Below are 20,448 nucleotides of genomic sequence, written 5' to 3'. Positions count from 1 at the left end.
TCTAGACAGAAAAGAGCATAAATTTAGAATTTGTAAGTATAGATCTAGCTTTTTAAATGGAACTTCTTGCTTAACTGGGCACTATTTTTGTGTTTCTACCTGAGGCGGACTTAAGAGCGGATTAGTCTCTATAGAGCTAATAATGTGATACAGATTATCATTTTTTGAATAGTATATTGGCTTTGATACTGTGTATTCTTCGCTGTCTGAAGCGAAACATAGGATTCATGCAGTTTATACATCTCATATCTCTGGTGAATTTTGGTGGGGCGCCTTAAGCTTTAAGGCATTTATTATGGAGTTTTTACCTATTTTTATCTGTTTTTAGATGAATTCTAGGAGATTTAAAAGCTTCAAAAGTGCTTTGAGTACTTCAATCTTTATTTGGGTGGCTAGGCGATCTCTTGATTAGGTGTTAATCTAACGCCCGAATTAGATGCTTCTGATATGTAAAAAAGCCTTGTTTAGCGTAAGGTTTTAGTAAAATATCTAGAATGCAAAATCTTAGAAGTGCTCTATCTATGCGCATTCTAAGTAAATGACTTTGATTTTTTACATGCGTTTAGTAAGGCTATTTGCATGTGGAAATTTAATGTTGGGTTTGATGAACCAAACCCAAATTGGAAGCGAACTGACTAGATTTTTAGTGGTCGATGCAATGGAAATAAAATTAAAACAATAATAATTGCCATTGGAACGGATAAAAACGACGCGTTTTAAAACGTAATATACAGTGCGTCGTTTTATCCTAGGTCGGCTGGAACTTAATGGCTATTCATATGAGTTCCGACGGTTCGTTTAAGTAGCCTCCAAGGCTTAAATACACATAATGTCCTTGGTAGGTTAGTATCTGTTCTAATAGCGGGAGTTATTAACACGATGACTGAGCAGCATATTCTCGAAGACATCGATCCAATTGAAACTAAAGAGTGGGTCGATGCGCTTGAGTCTGTCCTTCGCGAAGAAGGTCCTGATCGCGCGCAATACATTTTAAATCGTTTGACGAATGAAGCTTCAAAAGCTGGTACGTCAATGCCGTCGTCTATTACGACTGCATACCGGAATACAATCGCTCCTGAAAATGAGAAGCCATTGCCGGGTGATGTATTTATGGAACGTCGTATACGCTCTATAATTCGTTGGAATGCATTGGCTATGGTAATGAAGGCAAACCGTGTTGATTCAACACTTGGTGGCCACATTACAAGCTTCTCTTCTGCAGCAACGCTTTATGATATCGGTTTTAACCACTTTTTCCGTGGTAATGACGGTAAACAACAAGCGGATATGGTCTTTTTCCAAGGTCATATTTCCCCAGGGATTTACGCGCGTTCATACATTGAAGGGCGTTTGACAGACGAACAGCTTGATAACTTCCGTCGTGAAGTGGATGGCAAAGGTATCTCTTCTTACCCGCATCCTTGGTTGATGCCGGATTACTGGCAATTTCCTACAGTGTCTATGGGTCTTGGGCCATTACAAGCGATTTACCAAGCGCATGTGATGAAGTACCAACATAGTCGTGGTCTTATTGATCAAGGCGACCGTAAAGTATGGGCGTTCCTTGGTGATGGTGAATGTGATGAGCCAGAATCTTTAGGTGCAATCGCTCTTGCGGGACGTGAAAATCTAGACAACCTTATTTTTGTGATCAACTGTAATCTACAGCGTCTTGATGGCCCTGTACGTGGTAACAGTAAAATTGTTCAGGAACTTGAAGGTGTGTTCCGTGGCGCTGGCTGGAATGTCATTAAGTGTCTATGGGGTCGTCATTGGGATCCTCTTTTCGCGAAAGATCACAACGGTTTGCTTGTTAAACGTATGAATGAAGTTTGTGATGGTGAGCTTCAGAACTACAAAGCAAATGGTGGTGCTTATACTCGTGAACATTTCTTCGGCAAATATCCAGAATTGCTAGAAATGGTTAAAGACATGACTGACGATGAGATTATGAATCTTAATCGCGGCGGGCATGATCCTTACAAAGTTTACGCAGCGTATTCCGAAGCGACTTCTCATAAAGGTCAACCGACTGTTATCTTGGCGCAAACCGTTAAAGGTTACGGCATGTTTAAAGCGGCTGAAGCGCAAAACACTGCGCACCAAACGAAGAAGTTGGATGAGGAATCTCTTGCTCAGTTCCGCGATAAATTCGGTATCCCTATTAGCGATGAAGAGCTAAAAGACTTACCTTATTACAAGCCAGCTGAAGACAGTCCTGAAATGCAATATATGCGCTCTCGTCGTAAAGAGTTGCATGGCGCTTTCCCTATTCGTAACCATGATTGTGAAGCGCTTGAAGTGCCTTCTTTGGAAGCATTCAAATCTCAGATCGCGGGAACAAATGGGCGTGAAATTTCTACAACTATGGCGTTTGTGCGTGCACTGAATGTTATGGTTAAAGATAAAAACATTGGTGAGCGCGTTGTTCCAATCGTTGCCGATGAAGCCCGTACCTTTGGTATGGAAGGTATGTTCCGCCAGCTAGGTATTTATTCATCTGAAGGTCAGCGTTATACGCCTCATGACCATACTCAGATTATGTACTACAAAGAATCTTCTGACGGTCAGATTTTGCAAGAAGGTATCAATGAGCCAGGTGCATTCTCTGCATGGTTGGCATTGGCTACGTCTTATGCAAACAGCGCTCTTCCAATGATTCCTGTTTATATTTATTACTCAATGTTCGGTTTCCAGCGTATTGGTGACTTGGCTTGGGCGGCAGGTGATTCACAGGCGCGCGGTTTCTTGATTGGTGCAACAGCAGGTCGTACTACGCTAAATGGCGAAGGTTTGCAGCATGAAGATGGTCATTCCCATATTCAGGCTGGTCTTATTCCAAATTGTGTGTCTTATGATCCAACTTATTCATACGAAGTCGCTGTTATCGTGCAAGATGGCTTGCGTCGTATGTATAAAGAAAAAGAGAGTGTTTTCTATTACCTAACAGTAATGAATGAAAACTACACACACGAAGATATGCCTGAAGGTGTTGAAGAAGGCATTATCAAGGGGATGTACAAGCTTAAATCTCATGCTAAGAAAGCCAATAAGAAACAAGTTCAATTGCTTGGTTCTGGCGTTATTCTTCGTGAAGTTGAAGCTGCTGCAGAGATCCTATTTAATGATTTCGGTGTTAACTCTGATATATGGAGTGTAACGTCTTTCAATGAGCTGCGTCGCGAAGGTCTTGATGTAAGCCGTTGGAATATGCTTCACCCTGAGTCAGAAGCTCGCAAATCTTATGTTGAATCTTGCTTGAATGGCAATGGCCCTGTGATTGCATCTACCGACCATATTAAATTGTTCGCAGATCAAATTCGTCCATTTATAACAGGTACATACAACGTACTTGGTACTGATGGTTTTGGCCGCAGTGATACTCGTGCTCAATTGCGTCACTTCTTCGAAGTTAACCGCTATTGGGTAGTAGTTTCTGCCTTGAATGCATTGTCAAAAGACGGTGTGATTGATGCATCTGTAGTTAGTGGAGCAATTGCTAAGTTTGGTTTAGATCCTGAAAAGCCAAACCCTGTAACGTGCTAATTACCTGACAAGCTAGGTATCTGGCTTAGTGTATGTTTGTAGCTAAGCTAGATAAGTTTTTAAGTTTGATGCGTCTATAAGACAAAGGAGATTTCTGTGAGTACTGAAATCATTCGAGTACCGGATATTGGTGGTGCGACTGATGTCGAAATTATCGAGATCAGTATTAAGGTTGGTGACATTATTGAAGTGGACCAATCTATTATTGTTTTAGAAACAGATAAGGCTTCCATGGATGTTCCATCTTCCATGGCTGGTAAAGTAAAAAGCATTTCTGTGAAAGAAGGCGATAAAGTTTCTGAAGGTGATGAGCTTCTTGTTATTGAGGTTGAAGGTGCAGAAAAATCCGCTCCTGAAACGCCAGTAGAAGCTTCTGCGCCAGCAAAATCTGCCGAGAAGACTGCTCCAGCTTCATCATCTTCTAGTGAAGAAAAAGTTTCTGTGCCTGATATTGGTGGTGCGACTGACGTAGAAGTTATTGAAGTCTGTGTTGCTGAAGGTGATATGGTTGAAGAGGGTGACTCTTTGATCGTTTTGGAAACTGATAAAGCATCTATGGATATACCTTCGCCGTTTACAGGCAAGATCGGTAAAATTTCGATCAAAGTAGGTGATACTGTTTCTGAGGGTGCTGACATCCTTATGTTAATAACTGAATCATCTACGCCTGCAGCTTCAGAAGAAAAAGCGGAAGCACCAAAATCTTCAGCGCCTGCGGCTGCAGCGCCTGTATCTGGTGGTGTTGAGACTGTTAAGGTTCCTGATATTGGTGGTGCGGAAGGTGTAGAAGTTATCGAAGTTGCTGTAGCGGCTGGTGATAAGGTTAAAGAGGGCGATTCTATTATCGTTCTTGAAACTGATAAAGCTTCCATGGAAATCCCTGCGCCGAAATCAGGAACAGTTAAATCTGTTTCTATTAAAGTTGGTGATAAGGTTTCTGAAGGTCATCTTGTTCTTGAGCTTGAAGTGGAAGGTGGTTCTGAAGTTGCGGCGTCTGCGCCGGTTGCTGAAAAAGCGGCTCCTGCTTCTGCTGAAGCGCCTAAAGCTAGTACTGCAAAAGCAGCTCCTGCGGCGGATCAATCTGCTGTATTGTCTGAACCTTCTAAGAAAGTTCACGCAGGTCCAGCGGTGCGTATGCTTGCTCGTGAGCTAGGTGTTGATCTATCTCTTGTTCGTCCTACTGGCCCTCGTGGTCGTATTACGAAAGAAGATTTACATGCCTATGTGAAAGCGGCTGTACAAAAGGCTGCATCAGCTCCAGCGGGTGTTGCAACAGGTTCCGGTTTACCGACTGTGCCTGATCAAGACTTTAGCAAGTTTGGCGATATCGAAGTTGTTAAGATGAGTAAGATTCAGCGTCTAACTGCTCAAAACATGGTTCGCAACGCGCTTGTTGTGCCTCAAGTTACTCAGTTTGATAAGGCTGATATCTCTGACCTTGAAGACTTCCGCAAAGGATTGAAAGGCGAAATGGAGAAGCAAGGTGTTAAATTGACGCCACTTCCATTCCTGATTAAAGCTGTTGCACAAGCTATGGTTGCAAATCCTAGTTTCAATGTGTCGCTAATGGCCGATGGTGAAAGCTACGTTCAGAAGCATTATGTACACATTGGTATTGCTGTGGACTCTCCTGCTGGTTTGGTTGTTCCTGTTTTGCGTGATGCAGATAAGAAGTCAGTGATTCAAATAGCAAAAGAAGCGAGCGAACTGATTAAGAAAGCGCTTGATAAGCAACTTAAACCTGCCGATATGCAAGGTGGTTGTTTTACTATTTCTAGTTTGGGTGCAATTGGCGGTACTGGATTTACTCCTATCGTTAACTGTCCTGAAGTAGGTATTCTTGGTGTTTCTAAAGCAGACATCGAGCCACGTTGGAATGGTAAAGAATTTGAGCCTCGTACAATGTTGCCATTGTGCTTGTCTTATGACCACAGAGCTGTGAATGGTGGTGATGCTGGTCGTTTCATGACCTTCTTGAACTCATTGCTAAGTGATGTGCGTCGCTTGTCTCTTTAATGGGTCACTTTGGTGAATAGCTAAATAAATAAAAAGCCGCTTACAAAGCGGCTTTTTTTTGGTCTATAACTTTTTGATTTTAGTGTTTTTTTTTCGGTTTAGTATTTTTGGTTCACTAAGTAATTTTCTTATGTACTGGGTAGGTTGTTAACAGCCTGCATCAAGGCAGATTTTCGTGAGTCGCAGAACGCATTGTGTGGCAATCGGTTTAATACGCCCAATTTTTCAAGTCGTTCTGTGGTTTGTCCGTTGGGACTAAATATATAAACGGCACAATCTGCTTCTATAGCGTCTTTGATGGCGTTTTCCAATGCAAGACCAATAGTTAGGTCCATCATAGGGACTGCGCTCAGATCTAATACTACAGCCTTATAGTTATGTATCCGATTGTGGTGTTTTGCGATGGCCTTACTTGCGCCAAAAATCATTGGTCCGGACAAATAGAAAAGTAATACTTTTCCGTCTGCTTGATCTAGTAATGATTTTTCTTCCTCAGATAGTGGGATGTCATCATCAGCATCACTGATTGCTTTTACATTTCCTGATTGTAGTCGGCTGAGTTTTTCTATTGTCATTATGTTGGCTATAAAGACGCCGATTCCTACCGCGACCATAAGGTCAACAAACACGGTTAGTGCCATTACGCCATACATGATTATGGTTGGCGAGAGGGCAACTTTGTGTGCGCGCTTCAAGAAGCTCCAATCGAGAATATTAATCCCTACATATAAGGCTATGCCAGCAAGCACGGCCATTGGGATCGGGCTGATTAGCTCTGATGCTCCAAGTACAACCAGTAAAAGAATTAAAGCTCTTGTGATGCCTGCAAGTGGTGATTTGCCACCGGACTGTATGTTCACCACGGTTCCCATAGTGGCACCAGCGCCAGGAAGGCCGCCAAGCAGGCCCGAGAAGAAGTTGGCTGTGCCTTGACCGATAAGCTCTCGATTCGAATCGTGCTCTTTGCGGGTTAGGCTATCAGCAATGACGGCTGTTAACAGAGTATCAATACAACCTAAAGTGCCAAGCACCAATCCATTGATGATCATTTCAATAAATACTGAACGTTCAAAATGAGGCCAGTGGATAGATGGTAAGCCAGATGGAATAACACCGATACGACGTACATCCGAGTCACTAAATAGCACAACAGAAACAAGAGTTATTGCGACTAAAGCGACAAGTTGGGGAGGGATGTAGCGACGCCAGTGCTTAGGAAGATAAAATAATACGCCTAATGTTAATAGGCCTAGAAATAATTCGGAAAACTTCAAGTTAACAATAAGGGTTGGTAATGCAGTCAAGGTTCCCATTACGCCGCCAGATGGCGATGCGTGTCCTAAGAAAGGGGCAATTTGTAAGATGATTAAGATAATGCCGATGCCAGACATGAATCCTGAGATTACGCTATATGGCATGAGTGTTATGTATTTACCTAACTTCAGATAACCTAATGTGATTTGGAATAAGCCGGCGATCATAACTACGGTAAAAGCCATCGCTACACCGCCTTCTGGACTGCTAGCCATCATACTGGTCAATACCGCAGTCATGATGACGGTCATTGGTCCAGTTGGCTCTGAGATTAGGCTGGTAGACCCACCAAAAATCGCAGCAAATAGGCCGACGAGTATAGCGCCCCAGAGTCCTGCTTCTGCACCGGCTCCTGAGGCAACGCCAAACGCTAATGCGAGAGGTAGCGATACAATAGCGGTGGTTGCGCCGCCGAATAAATCGCCCACAAGAGTCCAATCTTTAAAGCGAGAAAAATCAATGATCATTGTTTTTTTTACCTGTCCGTTATTTATGTTCAAATCAATCCGTTGAAATAATCCATAGTGCTCTTTTTGCAAAAGAGCCCGCATAATGCGGGCTCTTTGTCATTTCCTAGAGAGAAGCTGTAGGTTTTATTCTACATTGGCTTCTGAAATTGATTCAGAGCCTTTTTCTTCTTCTCGAGCAATCCTAGGGTCGTTTTTCACACGACCTGCTGATGCACGTCGACGTGAAGTCGCAGCATTGCGTTTTTCTTCTTGCTCTAAACGAAGCTTCTCTTGCTGAGCCAAAATAGCGGCTGGTAATTCTACCGGTGCTTTGGCTTCTATGTTTGCTTGCTTAGTGGCTGGTTTGCCACGTCCACGGCGAGGAGTTCGAGTTGAGCTACCTGCAGTGTTTTGTACTTTCTCTTCTTCCACTTCTTTGGTTTCGGAGGAATTCACGGCTGCAGTTTCTGAGGTGACTGGATCAGTCGTAACTTCAGTAGCTTCTTGTGTAAGCTCTATTGCTGCAGTCTCGGCTTCTACTGTTGCTGGTTTTTCTGGTGCTTCGGTTTTTATCTCTTCCGTTACACTTGCTTCTTCCACTAGTTCTTCAGTCGAGGTTGCTACTTGAATCTCTGCTGTAGAAGTTGCTGTTTTTGGTTCCGCTTCAGCTTGTTTTGCTTTGGTTTCTTCTGTTGTAATTGTTTCAACTTCCGGTGTCTCTTGCTCAATTTTACGCATTTGAGCTTTTACTGACATCTTAGGTTTTGCAGGTTTAGCTTCAGGAGATTTTTCTTTAGTTTCTTCTGTTGCTTGCTCGGCATCAGTAGATTCTACTTTCTCAGCTTCAACAGCTTCAACAGCTTCAACAGCTTCAACAGCTTCAACAGCTTCAACAGCTTCAACAGCTTCAGGCTCATCTTTTGTAGAGGATTCTGATGTTGTGTCTGCTGATTTTGCTTCGACTTCAGTTTTTGCATGCTTAACGTCTGAAGTGATTGATGCTTCTTCTGTTTGCGCCACAGTAACTTCAGTAGATTGTGCTTCATCGTTTTCAGATTCAACATTTTCTTGCTGTACGTTGTTTTCTTCTTTTTGCGGGCGACGTGAACGACGTGAACGACGTGAGCGGCGTTGAGGCTCATCACCGTTTTCGTTGTTTTCCACTTCAGCATTTTGAGCAGCTTCTACCAGAGCGGCATCTTCTTGCTCTTGTTGTTTAGTAGCTTCTAGTGCTTCGTCTTTTAGTTTGCCGTTGCGACGACGGTTATCATTGCGATCGCGTTTGCGTTCTTTAACTTCAGGAACTTCTTTCTGTGGTTGGCGCGGAGTTGCTTTTACAGCAGCTTCTTGCTTCTCAACTCTTGGTTCTTGAGTTTCTTGTTTATTGCCACGGTTGTTGCGACGGTTGTTATTACTTCCCTTGGTGCTAGCTTCGGCTTGCTCTCGGCGAGATTGACGAGTAGAGCGATTTTTTTCAGCTGTATTGTTGTCATCACGGTCCGCATTTTGATGCTTAACATTGCGTTTGTTTCGGTTTACACGATTGCCGTTAGGCTTGCTTGACGTATCACGATCATTTTGTGAAGGCGCTACAGGAGGCGTTTTGCTAACGGTTTTTTGTTTTGGCTTGCTTTGAGTTTCGCCAAACAATGCCGTCATGAAGCGTTTAAACAAACTTGGCTTGTTTTGCGCATTTTTGATTGCCTTTGGCGCGACGGCTGCTGCTTGTGCTGGTGCCGTGTGCTCAGGAGCTGGTGCTTTAGGTGCAATGCTGGTTACGGCCGCTTGTGGGCGAACGTTTTCATTTGCTTTGCGAGGCTCATATGGCGGCTGCTCTGGTGTCTCTACCAATGTGTAGCTGTTCTCATTTTGCATAACAACTGTACTGTCATCACGAATACGCTCTACTTCAAAGTGTGGCGTTTCCATATGAGGATTTGGTACAAGAATAATATGAACATTGTTACGTTTTTCAATTTTAGCAATGTTAGTGCGTTTCTCGTTTAATAAGAAAGTTGCAACAGATACTGGTAAAACGGCACGAATTTGAGCTGTGCGCTCTTTAGAGCATTCTTCTTCGATTAGGCGAAGTACAGAAAGCGCTAGAGATTCCACGTCACGGATGAATCCTTGGCCATTACAGCGAGGACAAACGATACCACTTGTTTCACCAAGTGAAGGGCGTAGGCGCTGACGTGACATTTCCAGCAAACCGAAGCGAGAAATGCGACCAAGTTGAACGCGAGCACGATCCGCCTCTAGAGCGTTCTTCATGCGGGTTTCAACTTCTTTCTGGTTGCGTACTGGTGTCATATCGATGAAGTCGATAACAACCAAGCCGCCAATGTCGCGAAGGCGTAATTGGCGAGCAATTTCGTCTGCGGCTTCTAAGTTGGTTTGTAATGCTGTTTCTTCTATGTCTCCGCCTTTTGTGGCGCGAGCCGAGTTAATATCGATAGAAACTAAGGCTTCTGTCGGATCGATAACAATAGAGCCACCAGAAGGCAGGCGGACTTCACGCTGGAAAGCCGTTTCGATCTGAGTTTCGATCTGGAAACGGTTAAACAGAGGAGTTGAGTCGGTATACATTTTAATGCGCGACTTAAAGTGCGGCATTACTTGCATGACGAAGTTGATCGCGTCTTGGTAGGCGCTTTTCTCATCAATCAGTACTTCGCCAATGTCTTCACGTAAGTAATCGCGAATGGCGCGGATAACGATGTTGCTTTCTTGATAGATTAAGAAAGGAGCAGGTTTTTCAGATGCGGCTTTAGTAATGGAAGACCATAGAGTATCAAGGTAATCCAAATCCCACTGCAATTCTTCAGTTGAGCGACCAACGCCAGCAGTACGAACAATAAGGCCACCATTTTCTGGCGTGTTCAAACCTGACATAGCTTCTTTAAGGTGTGATCTGTCATCGCCGTCGATACGACGAGATATGCCACCAGCGCGAGGATTATTTGGCATCAAAACCAAATAACGACCTGCTAAGCTAACGAAAGTGGTTAAAGCAGCACCTTTATTGCCGCGTTCTTCTTTATCCACTTGAACAATCACTTCTTGACCTTCGCTTAACACATCTTTGATGTTAATTCGGCCTTCATGGTTCGATTTTTTGGAAAAGTAGGTCTTGGAGATTTCTTTTAAAGGTAGGAACCCGTGGCGATCTGCGCCGAAGTCAACAAAAGCAGCTTCTAGACTCGGCTCAATGCGAGTGATGCGGCCTTTATATATATTCGACTTCTTCTGTTCGCGTGAACCGGATTCGATGTCTAGATCATATAGACGTTGTCCGTCTACTAGGGCGACGCGCAACTCTTCTTGTTGAGTTGCATTAATAAGCATTCTAATCATTATATGTGTGAACTCTGTTAGCTGATTACGAAAGAGTCACAACAGTGATAGGGTAACCATTAATAAATCTGACTCAGAATTAGAGCAAGTCATTCAGTGTTCTCTGGCGAGAGGAGTACGCGATTCGTTTATTTTATTTTAAACGCTTTTATGCGGTCGCTGCCGTGATCAATACTAAATAGTCTCTTTAACCGGTCTCGTTTCTTTGCTTTTACGAAACAACGCGAACGCGCGGCCTAGCAATTTTAATGAGAGTTCCTTCCACTGAAGCGGATTTTTCCGAATCATGCGGTTTATTATTTAAGATTAACTGTTACAGAGGTAAGATAGGGGGCCAAAGTGTCGCTTCGGCAATTGTCATTCAATTCTTGCATCTTATCTTCGAGGTGTTTTGTTGCCTCTTACCCTTTGCGAATGTGAATATAACAGTAAAAACTAAGTGCTTCAATTATAAAGGAAACCAATCTTAGCTTATGTCGGACTCAGAACTAAAATCAGCAGAGCGTCCCGCGGTTCGTTACGTCACGATTGACGACAATAATACGGGTCAGCGAATCGATAATTTTTTGGTTACCTTTTTAAAGGGTGTTCCGAAAGGCAAGATTTACAACTTACTTAGGAAAGGGGAAATACGCGTCAATAAGAAGCGGACCAAGCCTGACTATCGCCTTCAAAATGAAGATGTTGTACGTATTGCGCCAATTGTTATTGCGCCAGAATCCGACAAGCCTGTCTTGTCAGATCGCCTTAAAAGCGAGATAGAATCACGTATTGTCTACGAGGACAAGGGGTTGATCGTCATTAATAAACCTTCCGGCTTAGCCGTTCATGGTGGCAGTGGTTTGAGTTTCGGTCTGGTTGAAGTTATTCGCCAAATGCGACCGCTAGAGAAGTTTATTGAGCTTGTTCATCGACTTGATCGTGATACTTCTGGTCTGATCATGGTCGCTAAGAAGCGCGCAGTCCTCAAAGAATTACATACAGCATTACGCGAAAAAGAAGGCGTACAAAAAACTTACCTTGCATTGGTTTATGGCAGCTGGCCTAAAAGAAAATTGCAAGTTAACGCCCCTTTATTAAAAAATGAACTGCAATCTGGCGAGCGCGTTGTAAGAGTACACACTGACGGAAAAGAGAGTTTGACTCGGTTTAAGTTAGTTCGACAGTTTGAAGGCTATAGTTTGGTTGAGTGTGAGCCGGTAACAGGGCGCACACACCAAATTCGGGTTCATACTCAATATGCTGGCTATCCGATTGTTGGCGATGAAAAATATTCTCCAGCGGAGTCTTTAAAAGAAACAAAGGCCCTTGGTTTTAAACGCTTGTGTTTGCATGCGACTCGCCTGGATATAATGTTGAACGGCGAACGTATGTTGTTTGAAGCCCCACTCGATAAAGAATGGCAAACCTTGATGAATGAAAACTTAACAGGAATTTTTTCCTAATCTTTTTTCATTATTGATTTCAATTATTAATCTAAAAAAGACTTGCTGATGCAGGTCTTTTTTTTACCTTACTGTTAGTGAATCTTGCTTCTGTGATGTGTATCACCTTTTTTTAGTACTGAATGCTTTAACATAGAGGAATGATTCCCTTGTCTTCAATAGGGAAACTTTTTTCTAAGATGAAAGGATTTTTCATGAAAACCCCAGATATTCGGATCATTCCGGGACTCATTTCTGTTTTTATCACGCTGTTAATCTGGTTTATTGCGCCTGTGCCCGATGGTGTATCTGCTAATGCTTGGCATTTGCTAGCTTTATTTGTTGGTACTGTGGTTGCCATTATAGGGAAGGCGATGCCAATTGGGGCTCTCGCGATTTTGGCGATTACTCTAGTGGCGCTAACTGGTGTTACTAGTGATACGCCTGCTGGCGCGATTAAAGACGCATTGAGTGGCTTTTCGAATTCTCTAATTTGGTTGATCGGTATAGCGATTGTTATTTCACGAGGCTTAGCAAAAACAGGGCTTGGAAACCGTATTGGTTACTACTTTATTTCTTTGTTTGGTAAAAAGACCATTGGTATTGGCTACGCTTTGGCTATTTCAGAATTGGTTATCGCACCGGTAACACCGAGTAATACCGCACGGGGTGGTGGTATAATTCATCCAATTATGAAATCCATTGCTACTAGTTTTGGCTCTTCGCCAGAGGAGGGAACCTCTCGTAAGATTGGTCATTATCTTGCTTTGGTTAATTACCATATTAACCCCATTACCTCGGCTATGTTCATTACAGCAACCGCACCCAATCCCCTAATTGTTAAATTAATCTCTGACGCCACTGGCGCTAATATTAGCATTACTTGGGGAACATGGGCGCTAGCGGCACTTTTGCCAGGCTTGGTGTGTATTGCACTTGTGCCTTTGGTTGTTTATGCCATTTATCCTCCCGAGATTAAAAGTACACCAGATGCAAAAACTTACGCAAAATCTCGACTCGCCGAAATGGGGCCTATGTCTTATGGAGAAAAAGTCATGGTGGCGGTGTTTGCTCTTTTACTTATTCTTTGGGCTGGTATTCCTGCGATGTTGTTCGGTGCAGACTATGCGGTGAATACAACGGCGGTAGCATTTTTAGGCTTGTCTGTTTTATTAGTAACAGGTGTTTTGAGCTGGGATGACGTGCTCAAAGAAAAATCCGCTTGGGATACGGTTGTATGGTTCTCCGCCTTGGTGATGATGGCCACTTTTTTGAATAAGCTTGGTTTGGTGCAATGGTTTTCGACTGTTGTTGAAAGTAATATTGAACACTTCGGATTTGATTGGGCTATTTCTGTCGTCATCTTAGTCGCAATTTATTTTTATGTGCATTATTTCTTTGCAAGTACGACCGCGCATATTACCGCCATGTTTGCGGCTTTTTATGCCGCAGGTTTGGCGTTAGGTGCACCACCTTTGTATCTTGGTCTGTTACTGGCTGGCGCGTCTTCCTTGATGATGTCATTGACTCATTACGCGACAGGCACATCGCCGATTATCTTTGGGTCTGGTTATGTCTCGATGGAAGATTGGTGGATCATGGGCTTTATTATGAGTGTCGTGAATTTAGCCGTATGGGGTGTTGTCGGCGGCTTATGGTGGAAGGTATTGGGTTACTGGTAATGAAAGCTTCAAATAAAAACAGTCACCTATTCGGAATGAATTAGGTGACTGTTGGTGATCGTTTTTCCTCCAGAATTGACTGGATGGTGATTAGATTTTAAAGCGATCTGTTAGTGATTTAAGTTGATGACTTAATGCTCTCAAGTTGCTAACGGCAGCAACAGATTCGATAGAGCCTTCAGTGGTTCGATCTGCTAACTGACGGACATTTTCAACACTGCGATTGATCTCATCAGACACTTGAGATTGCTCTTCCGCTGCGGTAGCTATTTGATTGTTCATATCTTGGACATAGCCAACTTGTTCGCTTATGTTTGCAAAAAGAGCCAAGACCTCTTTCGCTTGTTCGGCATTTTTAGTAGACAAATCGCGGCTTTTAAGCATTTTATCCAGAGACTCCTGGGCGCCATTTTGCAGTTCGACAATTAAGTCCTCAATCTCTTTAGCTGAACTTTGGGTTCTGCTGGCTAGACCACGCACTTCGTCAGCCACAACCGCAAAGCCTCGTCCGGCTTCACCAGCTCGCGCTGCTTCAATTGCTGCGTTAAGAGCAAGTAAGTTAGTTTGTTCAGCAACCGCTTTAATAACTTCTAATACGTTTCCAACGTTATCAGTACGTATTTTAAGTTGCTCCATTGCTTTACTAGTTACAGTCAAGTCGCTAGCTAACGATTCGATTGATTTCGCTGTGTCTGATACCTTCAAATTGCCTTGGTTTACTATGTTGTCGGTTTTAGTTGTTGCTTCTGCCGCAGTTTCTGCATTACGAGCAACTTCAGATACCGTTGATGACATTTCATTTATCGCTGTGGCAACTTGATCCGTCTCGTCTTTTTGAGACTGCATCATGGTTTGGCCTTGCTTTGAAATCGCTTCTAATTGCTCACTGGTTGAGCTCAGGTTTAGGACACCAGTAATCACTTCAGAAATGAGCTTGTTTAGAGTCCGGCTCATGACTCCAATGTTGTTATAAAGTTGACCTAATTCGTCTTTGCGGTCAGTGTTTAATATCTGAGTTAAGTCACCTTCAGAGATTTTCTCAACCGCAGTCATAACCTCATTCATTGGTTTTATAATCATATGACGGATCAGCATAGCAAAGAAAATACCCATTAGAATAGCGATGGCGGTTACTGTGATTAGGAGTGTTGAAACTCGATCGCCATCCTCTTTACTTTTTTGTTCTTGAAGTAGTGTTATTGAATCAATTTTATCGTTCATATCTGCTGACAAAGCCATCAGATTTTTTTGCGCTCTTATAAGTTCAGCATTAACGGTTGGGTTGCTTTTTCCAAGTTTTTCGTATCCGTTTAAAAGAGACAGTATTGTTTGCTTTTTGTCCTGAAGATCGTTTGATAGCTGTAGGCTTTTTGTTTGGTTAATAATGGCTTGGAACCTTGTGGTGACAAGCTCAATAGGTATATTTTCTTTTTTGATGACATGGTCATTTATCTCAGATGTCAGTGCATACCAGCTGTTTGCAACATCCAATGCAGTGTTCATGTTCTCTATATCATTTTGCTGGCGAAGCTGTTGAATCGTTTGATCATATTGATTAAATATATTGCGGCGTAGCTTAGTCGCATTATCGTCAATTGCTTCCCAGTTTTTTCGGGCATCAGTAAGATTGGTTAGTGCTTTTTTATACTCTAAGAGATTTTGCTCTGTTAGTTTTACTAGTTCTCTAACATCTGAACCGTTGTATAAATTTTTACCTTCCTTTAAAAAGTCAGCGAGCACTTCTGTACGGCGAAGTAACTCATCTTTGTCCTTTGCTGAGCCTGACGTTACATAAAGTTCTCTGGCTCTTTGCATTTCAACAACCGTATCGTCTAAATCGTTCGATAAACGAACCTTATCCGCTCTACTTAGTAGAGTGTTTACACCTGAAATACCGACTATTCCAACAATAAGAGCAAGTAATAACACAGACCCAAAGCCTAAACCAAGTTTAGTGCCTATTTGCCTGTCTTCGAGAAATTTTTTCATGAGAATGCTTCCTTAGCTATTCTTTGGGGTAGAAGGGGTATAGAGCGGTTAAATATTATCCTTATTATTCATGTAACCGTTTTCTTGGTGGTTATCATAACGGGTATGCCTAGTCTCAATAAACAGTAAAAACGTGCATAAAATAAGATGTTTCAAGGTTTTGGTTATGATTGTAATGCAGTACTTTGATGTGTATCGTTTATGTATTAATTCGTTTTTGGTAGTGGTAGGGTGTCGTTCCTAGTGCTTTTTTAAAATGATTGTTCATATGACTTTGATCGAAGAAGCCGCATTCTGAGGCGACGTTACTTGGTTGATCACCATTTTTGAGTAAAGTTTTTGCCTTTTGTAGCCGAGATTGAATCTGATATTGGTGAGGAGTGAGGCCAAATGATGCTTGGAATTGGCGAATGAGATGATATTTACTCATACCAACGATTCTTGATAAGTTTTCTAGGCTAATTTCCTGACTGGCATAAGCATGAATGTATTCTTTCGCAATTAGTAATGATTTATTTGCCTTTTTCGTAGGAATGACTGAACTGTTGATTTTGCTATTGATAGATAATTGTACAAAAAAACTATAAACCGTTGTTTCTAAGGTTAGCTTTGATGGTTTATCAGCGAGAGAGCTGAATATTAGGTTAAATTGTTTTATAAGCTTTTCGTCGTCAATAATCGGACGATGGAAATAGGGTGCGTTTTTCGATTTGAATGTAAAGTCACTCAAAAGATCATCAAAAAGCTCTGGGGTTGGGTACATGGCTCGATACCCCCAGCCATTTTCTGAGGCGGGTCCACCAGTATGGGCGGTATCTGCATTCACAATAACTAAACTACCCGCACCAGAAGTGTGGTTTTCTCCTTGGCTGAAAAAACTTTGTGCCCCATGTTCAATGACGCCAATAGCGTAACCTTCGTGTATATGTTTTGAGAAGTGCTGATTTTTGAAGTTTGCTCGAACACATTCAATCCCATCGTAACAATCCAGATTAAAGAAATGTGAACCGATTTCCGTTTCCATAAAATGTCCTTTGGGTTGTTGAGATGTTATAAAAACGCAATTTTATCCTATAAGCAAATATCTCTATATAGATAATAGATTCTTGCTTTATATAGGAGGATTTATGTTTGATCTTGGTGGCGCTACTGTTTTGTATTACATAGCAATTTGTTTGGTTGCGGCAGGGACGCCAGGTCCAGGTACGCTTGCTGTATTGAATTCTGCTTTGTACTTTGGGGTAAGGCGAACACTGCCTTTAATGTTAGGCATTGTATTTGGTTTGGGGGTTGTTGCGGTGGCAACTGTAACGGGTCTAAGCGAGTTAGTTTTGCACTCGACGTTGGCTTTTGCTGTAATCAAGTATGTTGGCGGTTTGTATATCGGCTATTTGGGAATTCGTATCTTATGGCCTTTATTTAACAGTAAACAAGAAGAGGTGAAGTCACAAAAGCCCGGGAAGAAAATGACATTCGTAACGGGGGTTATTCTGTCTATTTTTAACCCGAAAACCTTAGTTGTTTTCACCGCTCTGCTTCCTGCTTTTATTCATCAAGAAAGCAGCGTGATTTCACAGACTGTTAGCCTTACTCTAATTTTGTTGCTTTGTACTTTTCTTGTGCATTTAACCTACAGTACGTTGTGTGGTTATGTGTCTGATTTCTTTGTACGACATATGATGTGGGTAGATGCCATTACAGGGTCGATGTTTGTCTGTTTTTCAATCGCTGTTTTGTTGTTGTCTTAACGTGTGTTTATTATGATGAATAGGTAGATGAATGCATCAATTAAGTAAGGAGTAATACTGTGACGGTAAAGCAATTTTGGATCGATCCTTATCAGACTGAATTGACGACAACTATTACTCATATTGATGGCAATCAGATTCAGCTCGCAGAAAGCATTTTTTATGCTGAGTCTGGTGGCCAAGAAAGTGATGCTGGAAGTATTGGTGGCTATGAAGTCATTAAGGCGGAAAAAGTAGGTAAATCTATTCTTTATACTCTTGCTACAGACCCTGAATTTTACGTTGGTCAATCTGTGTTTGTGAAAATTGATTGGCCTCGTCGATATAGTTTGATGCGTTTGCACTTCGCCGCGGAAGTGGTTTTGGAATTATTTTACAAAGCACTGCCAAATTTAGAGAAAATGGGCGCGCATATTTCAGAGACTAAAAGTCGGATCGATTTTGAATGGCCAGAAAGTATTTCATCCATGCTGCCAGATATTCAAGCTCAAGCTCAGTTGTTAATTGATGCAGATTTGCCCATCGAAAAAGGTTTTTCGGATGAGCAAGCAGAGCGTCGATATTGGAAGCTTGATGGTTTTGCGCAAGTTCCTTGTGGTGGAACGCATGTTAAAAGCACGATAGAACTTGGAAGTATCAAATTAAAAAGAAAGAACGTCGGTAAAGGCAAAGAGCGAGTAGAAATTTATTTGGTTTGAGTGCAGGTAATAGATAAAGAAAAGGGCAGCCAGATGGTTGCCCTTTTCGTTTTTATAGCTTTAAGGTATTAGCTTTTAAATCTTAGTCCTTAAAACTTGAACTCTTATACCTTAGGGATGCCTGTGATATAACCAACAGCAGCACCGTAACGGTCTTTGTAGTTAGCGCGGATGTATGGATCTAATGTGTCTTTTACTTTCGCGTGTAGTTTGTCATCCCAATCACCAGCGTGTTGGATGTTACTCATGATGTAAGTCCAGCCGTTGATTTCATCTACTGCGTGTAAGCCAGTTGATTCTGCACCAGCTGGACAAGACATGATGCGAGATAGTTCGCCGCTGTCTACGTTATAAGCCCAAAGGAAGTTGTTTACGTGGTTGCCGCTGTCTTCACCAATGAACAAAGTGCGAAGTTTTTCAGAGAACTTGATGTTGTCTGGGTTCGCAATGCGATCAGCGTGAGCTGTGTTACCAAGTGCATCAGGCGTCGCTAAGTCTTCACCAATTAGGTTTGCAGGCGCATGCATATGAACAGATACCCATTCACTGTCGATTGCTTGGCCGTTGTGGTCTTTCTGACCGCCGGTCAATTTATGCTCATAAACCGCACCCGCTTTAGGACCTTCAACATGAATGTCGTTGCTGCCATCTGTCATGGTTTTGTAGATGTAAGACATAGCGGAATAGGCTTTTTTGTCTTTAATGTTGACAGTGGTGCCTTCCATTTTTGTGAATCCCAATGATCCGCCAACTAATGCAGCGTAACGGTGAGTTTCTAGGAAAGCGGCTTCTTTTTCCATGCCAGGTTTTAGTTTCACCCAGTTGGTTTTACCGCCGTAGCCAATTTTGGTGAAGCTAGAGTCTTTAGGGTCTTTAGTATGAACTTCCATGATGTCAGTCGATTTAATACCAGCATCTACCAAACGTTGAATCTCATCACTATTGGCTTCGCCTAATTTGATCCAAGAAATATCACCTGCACCTGGGCCTTTACTAGAAACTTGAGTCCATTTAGCCACATAAAGCTTACCCGAAGAAAGGTCGCGAGCTTTGTCAGCAATGAACATGAACAAACCGCTGTTTGTGGCATCATCACCCATGATAACAGTGCGCTCATCAGGCATAACTTGTACAAGCTCGTGAGAAATACGACCCATACAGTAATGTTTCTTGATAGACCCCGTTCCGTCTTTGTTGACCGTTACTTCAGGCAGATGGCCATAGTTATAAGGTTTGCCTTTGTTCTCATCACCAAATAGGTTTTTAGAATACGCTTTGAATTGTTTGTCATCCGTTTTAGACGCGTCTGGCTCGTATTCTTCACTGGAAAGATGAGTGCCCCAAGGAGATAGACTCGCACCACAAGTAATCCATAAACCTCCAACATTCGATGTATCAACGTTGTGGTATTTAACCAGTTTCAATTCACCGGTTTCTGGATTTTGGTCTAAGGTCAGAATAGCAATAGGAGAAGGTAGCTTGCCGTACATGTCTTCGCCAGCACCATCGCGAGTTGCATATTCAAATTGAACGACTGCAAAGACGTGATTACCGTAAACACCAGCGACTTTCGCGTCTTTAACGGTTAATAAGCTAGAGCCATCTGGACAGTCTGAGAAAAATTGGCGATTTCCGGCACTTGGATCAAGTATTGGCTTGTTGTTGATGTCGTAATAACCACCAGCAATTACTGTATTGCCATTACCGTCTGCAACTTTGTCGCCCGTCATGAAGAATGGCTGGTAATCCAGTTTAACCATGCGGCTTGTGCCATCTTCGAACTTCAATTGCATCGCTGAGTTAATAAGATTGGTTGACATGGCTGCAGGGTTGCTTAGTGATGGTGCGGCCATAGGAACAAAGCTAACAGAAGAAAGAGGGGCATCGGTCATTCCAGCAAAAGCAGTAGAGCTAAATACACCACCTGCAAGTGGTAGTAATGGTGCTCCAGCCATAAAGCCGAGCATACGACGGCGATTTGAGTCGACAGAATTAGTCATGGTTTTTTTCCTTGATTCCTACAGGTCGCAACCTGAACTACATGTGTAAAAAGAAAGTGAGAGAACCACTGAGATATGGTTCTTGAAAAGGATTAAATCAGGGTTTGATGAAGTTTCTGTGACAGGTTTAAGTTATTTGGTTGCAAATAGAAAAAATAATTCATGAATGAGAATGCTTTTTATTTCAATTAGTTAAACTCAGAGTAAATGCCCAGCTTGGCTTTT

At 42.4% G+C, this 20,448-nt stretch carries 11 protein-coding genes; 6 read left to right on the top strand and 5 right to left on the bottom strand.

What is annotated here, in order from left to right; all coding sequences use genetic code 11:
- Positions 1-879 precede the first annotated feature (879 nt).
- Complete coding sequence (aceE, locus tag TY87_RS02655; RefSeq protein ID WP_100185890.1) at positions 880-3,546, top strand: pyruvate dehydrogenase (acetyl-transferring), homodimeric type; 2,667 nt, start codon at positions 880-882, stop codon at positions 3,544-3,546.
- Positions 3,547-3,642: 96 nt separating this feature from the next.
- Positions 3,643-5,562, top strand: coding sequence for a dihydrolipoyllysine-residue acetyltransferase (gene aceF / locus TY87_RS02650; protein WP_100185889.1), 1,920 nt, complete (start codon positions 3,643-3,645; stop codon positions 5,560-5,562).
- Between the two features lie 128 nt (positions 5,563-5,690).
- Here aceF and TY87_RS02645 read toward each other — a convergent pair whose 3' ends face one another.
- Both TY87_RS02645 and rne read right to left on the bottom strand, forming a co-directional pair.
- Entirely contained in the window at positions 5,691-7,343 is a 1,653-nt protein-coding gene (locus tag TY87_RS02645) for a SulP family inorganic anion transporter (RefSeq protein ID WP_072841775.1), read from the bottom strand.
- 126 nt (positions 7,344-7,469) lie between these two features.
- Entirely contained in the window at positions 7,470-10,682 is a 3,213-nt protein-coding gene (gene rne / locus TY87_RS02640; protein ID WP_100185888.1) for a ribonuclease E, read from the bottom strand.
- Positions 10,683-11,155: 473 nt separating this feature from the next.
- On the opposite strand from rne, the gene rluC reads away from it, so the two are divergent.
- Positions 11,156-12,127: a 23S rRNA pseudouridine(955/2504/2580) synthase RluC gene (rluC, locus tag TY87_RS02635; protein WP_072841722.1), complete on the top strand. Its 972-nt coding sequence runs from the start codon at positions 11,156-11,158 to the stop codon at positions 12,125-12,127.
- Between the two features lie 194 nt (positions 12,128-12,321).
- Positions 12,322-13,788 (top strand): anion permease, encoded by a 1,467-nt coding sequence (locus tag TY87_RS02630; protein WP_072841720.1) that lies wholly within the window; start codon positions 12,322-12,324, stop codon positions 13,786-13,788.
- Between the two features lie 90 nt (positions 13,789-13,878).
- On the opposite strand, the gene TY87_RS02625 is transcribed toward TY87_RS02630, so the two are convergent.
- Both TY87_RS02625 and TY87_RS02620 read right to left on the bottom strand, forming a co-directional pair.
- The gene (locus TY87_RS02625) at positions 13,879-15,777 is read right to left on the bottom strand and encodes a HAMP domain-containing methyl-accepting chemotaxis protein (protein ID WP_100185887.1); all 1,899 of its coding nucleotides are present in this window, start codon (positions 15,775-15,777) and stop codon (positions 13,879-13,881) included.
- Between the two features lie 199 nt (positions 15,778-15,976).
- A complete protein-coding gene (locus tag TY87_RS02620; RefSeq protein WP_100185886.1) occupies positions 15,977-16,801 on the bottom strand; it encodes an AraC family transcriptional regulator in 825 nt (274 codons plus the stop codon).
- Between the two features lie 103 nt (positions 16,802-16,904).
- Here TY87_RS02620 and TY87_RS02615 point away from each other — a divergent pair, with 103 nt between their 5' ends.
- Both TY87_RS02615 and TY87_RS02610 read left to right on the top strand, forming a co-directional pair.
- Positions 16,905-17,525, top strand: coding sequence for a LysE family translocator (locus TY87_RS02615; protein WP_100185885.1), 621 nt, complete (start codon positions 16,905-16,907; stop codon positions 17,523-17,525).
- A gap of 59 nt (positions 17,526-17,584) precedes the next feature.
- On the top strand, positions 17,585-18,223 hold the full coding sequence (locus TY87_RS02610) for an alanyl-tRNA editing protein (protein ID WP_100185884.1): 639 nt from the start codon (positions 17,585-17,587) through the stop codon (positions 18,221-18,223).
- Between the two features lie 104 nt (positions 18,224-18,327).
- Here the strand turns inward: TY87_RS02610 and TY87_RS02605 are convergent, their stop codons facing one another.
- Positions 18,328-20,223: a PhoX family protein gene (locus TY87_RS02605; protein ID WP_100185883.1), complete on the bottom strand. Its 1,896-nt coding sequence runs from the start codon at positions 20,221-20,223 to the stop codon at positions 18,328-18,330.
- Positions 20,224-20,448 lie beyond the last annotated feature (225 nt).

The sequence above is a fragment of the Marinomonas sp. BSi20584 genome (genome assembly GCF_002792415.1).
GTDB lineage: Bacteria > Pseudomonadota > Gammaproteobacteria > Pseudomonadales > Marinomonadaceae > Marinomonas > Marinomonas polaris.
Note: the sequence above shows the minus strand (reverse complement) of the source record. Positions and strands in the feature narration are given on the sequence as shown.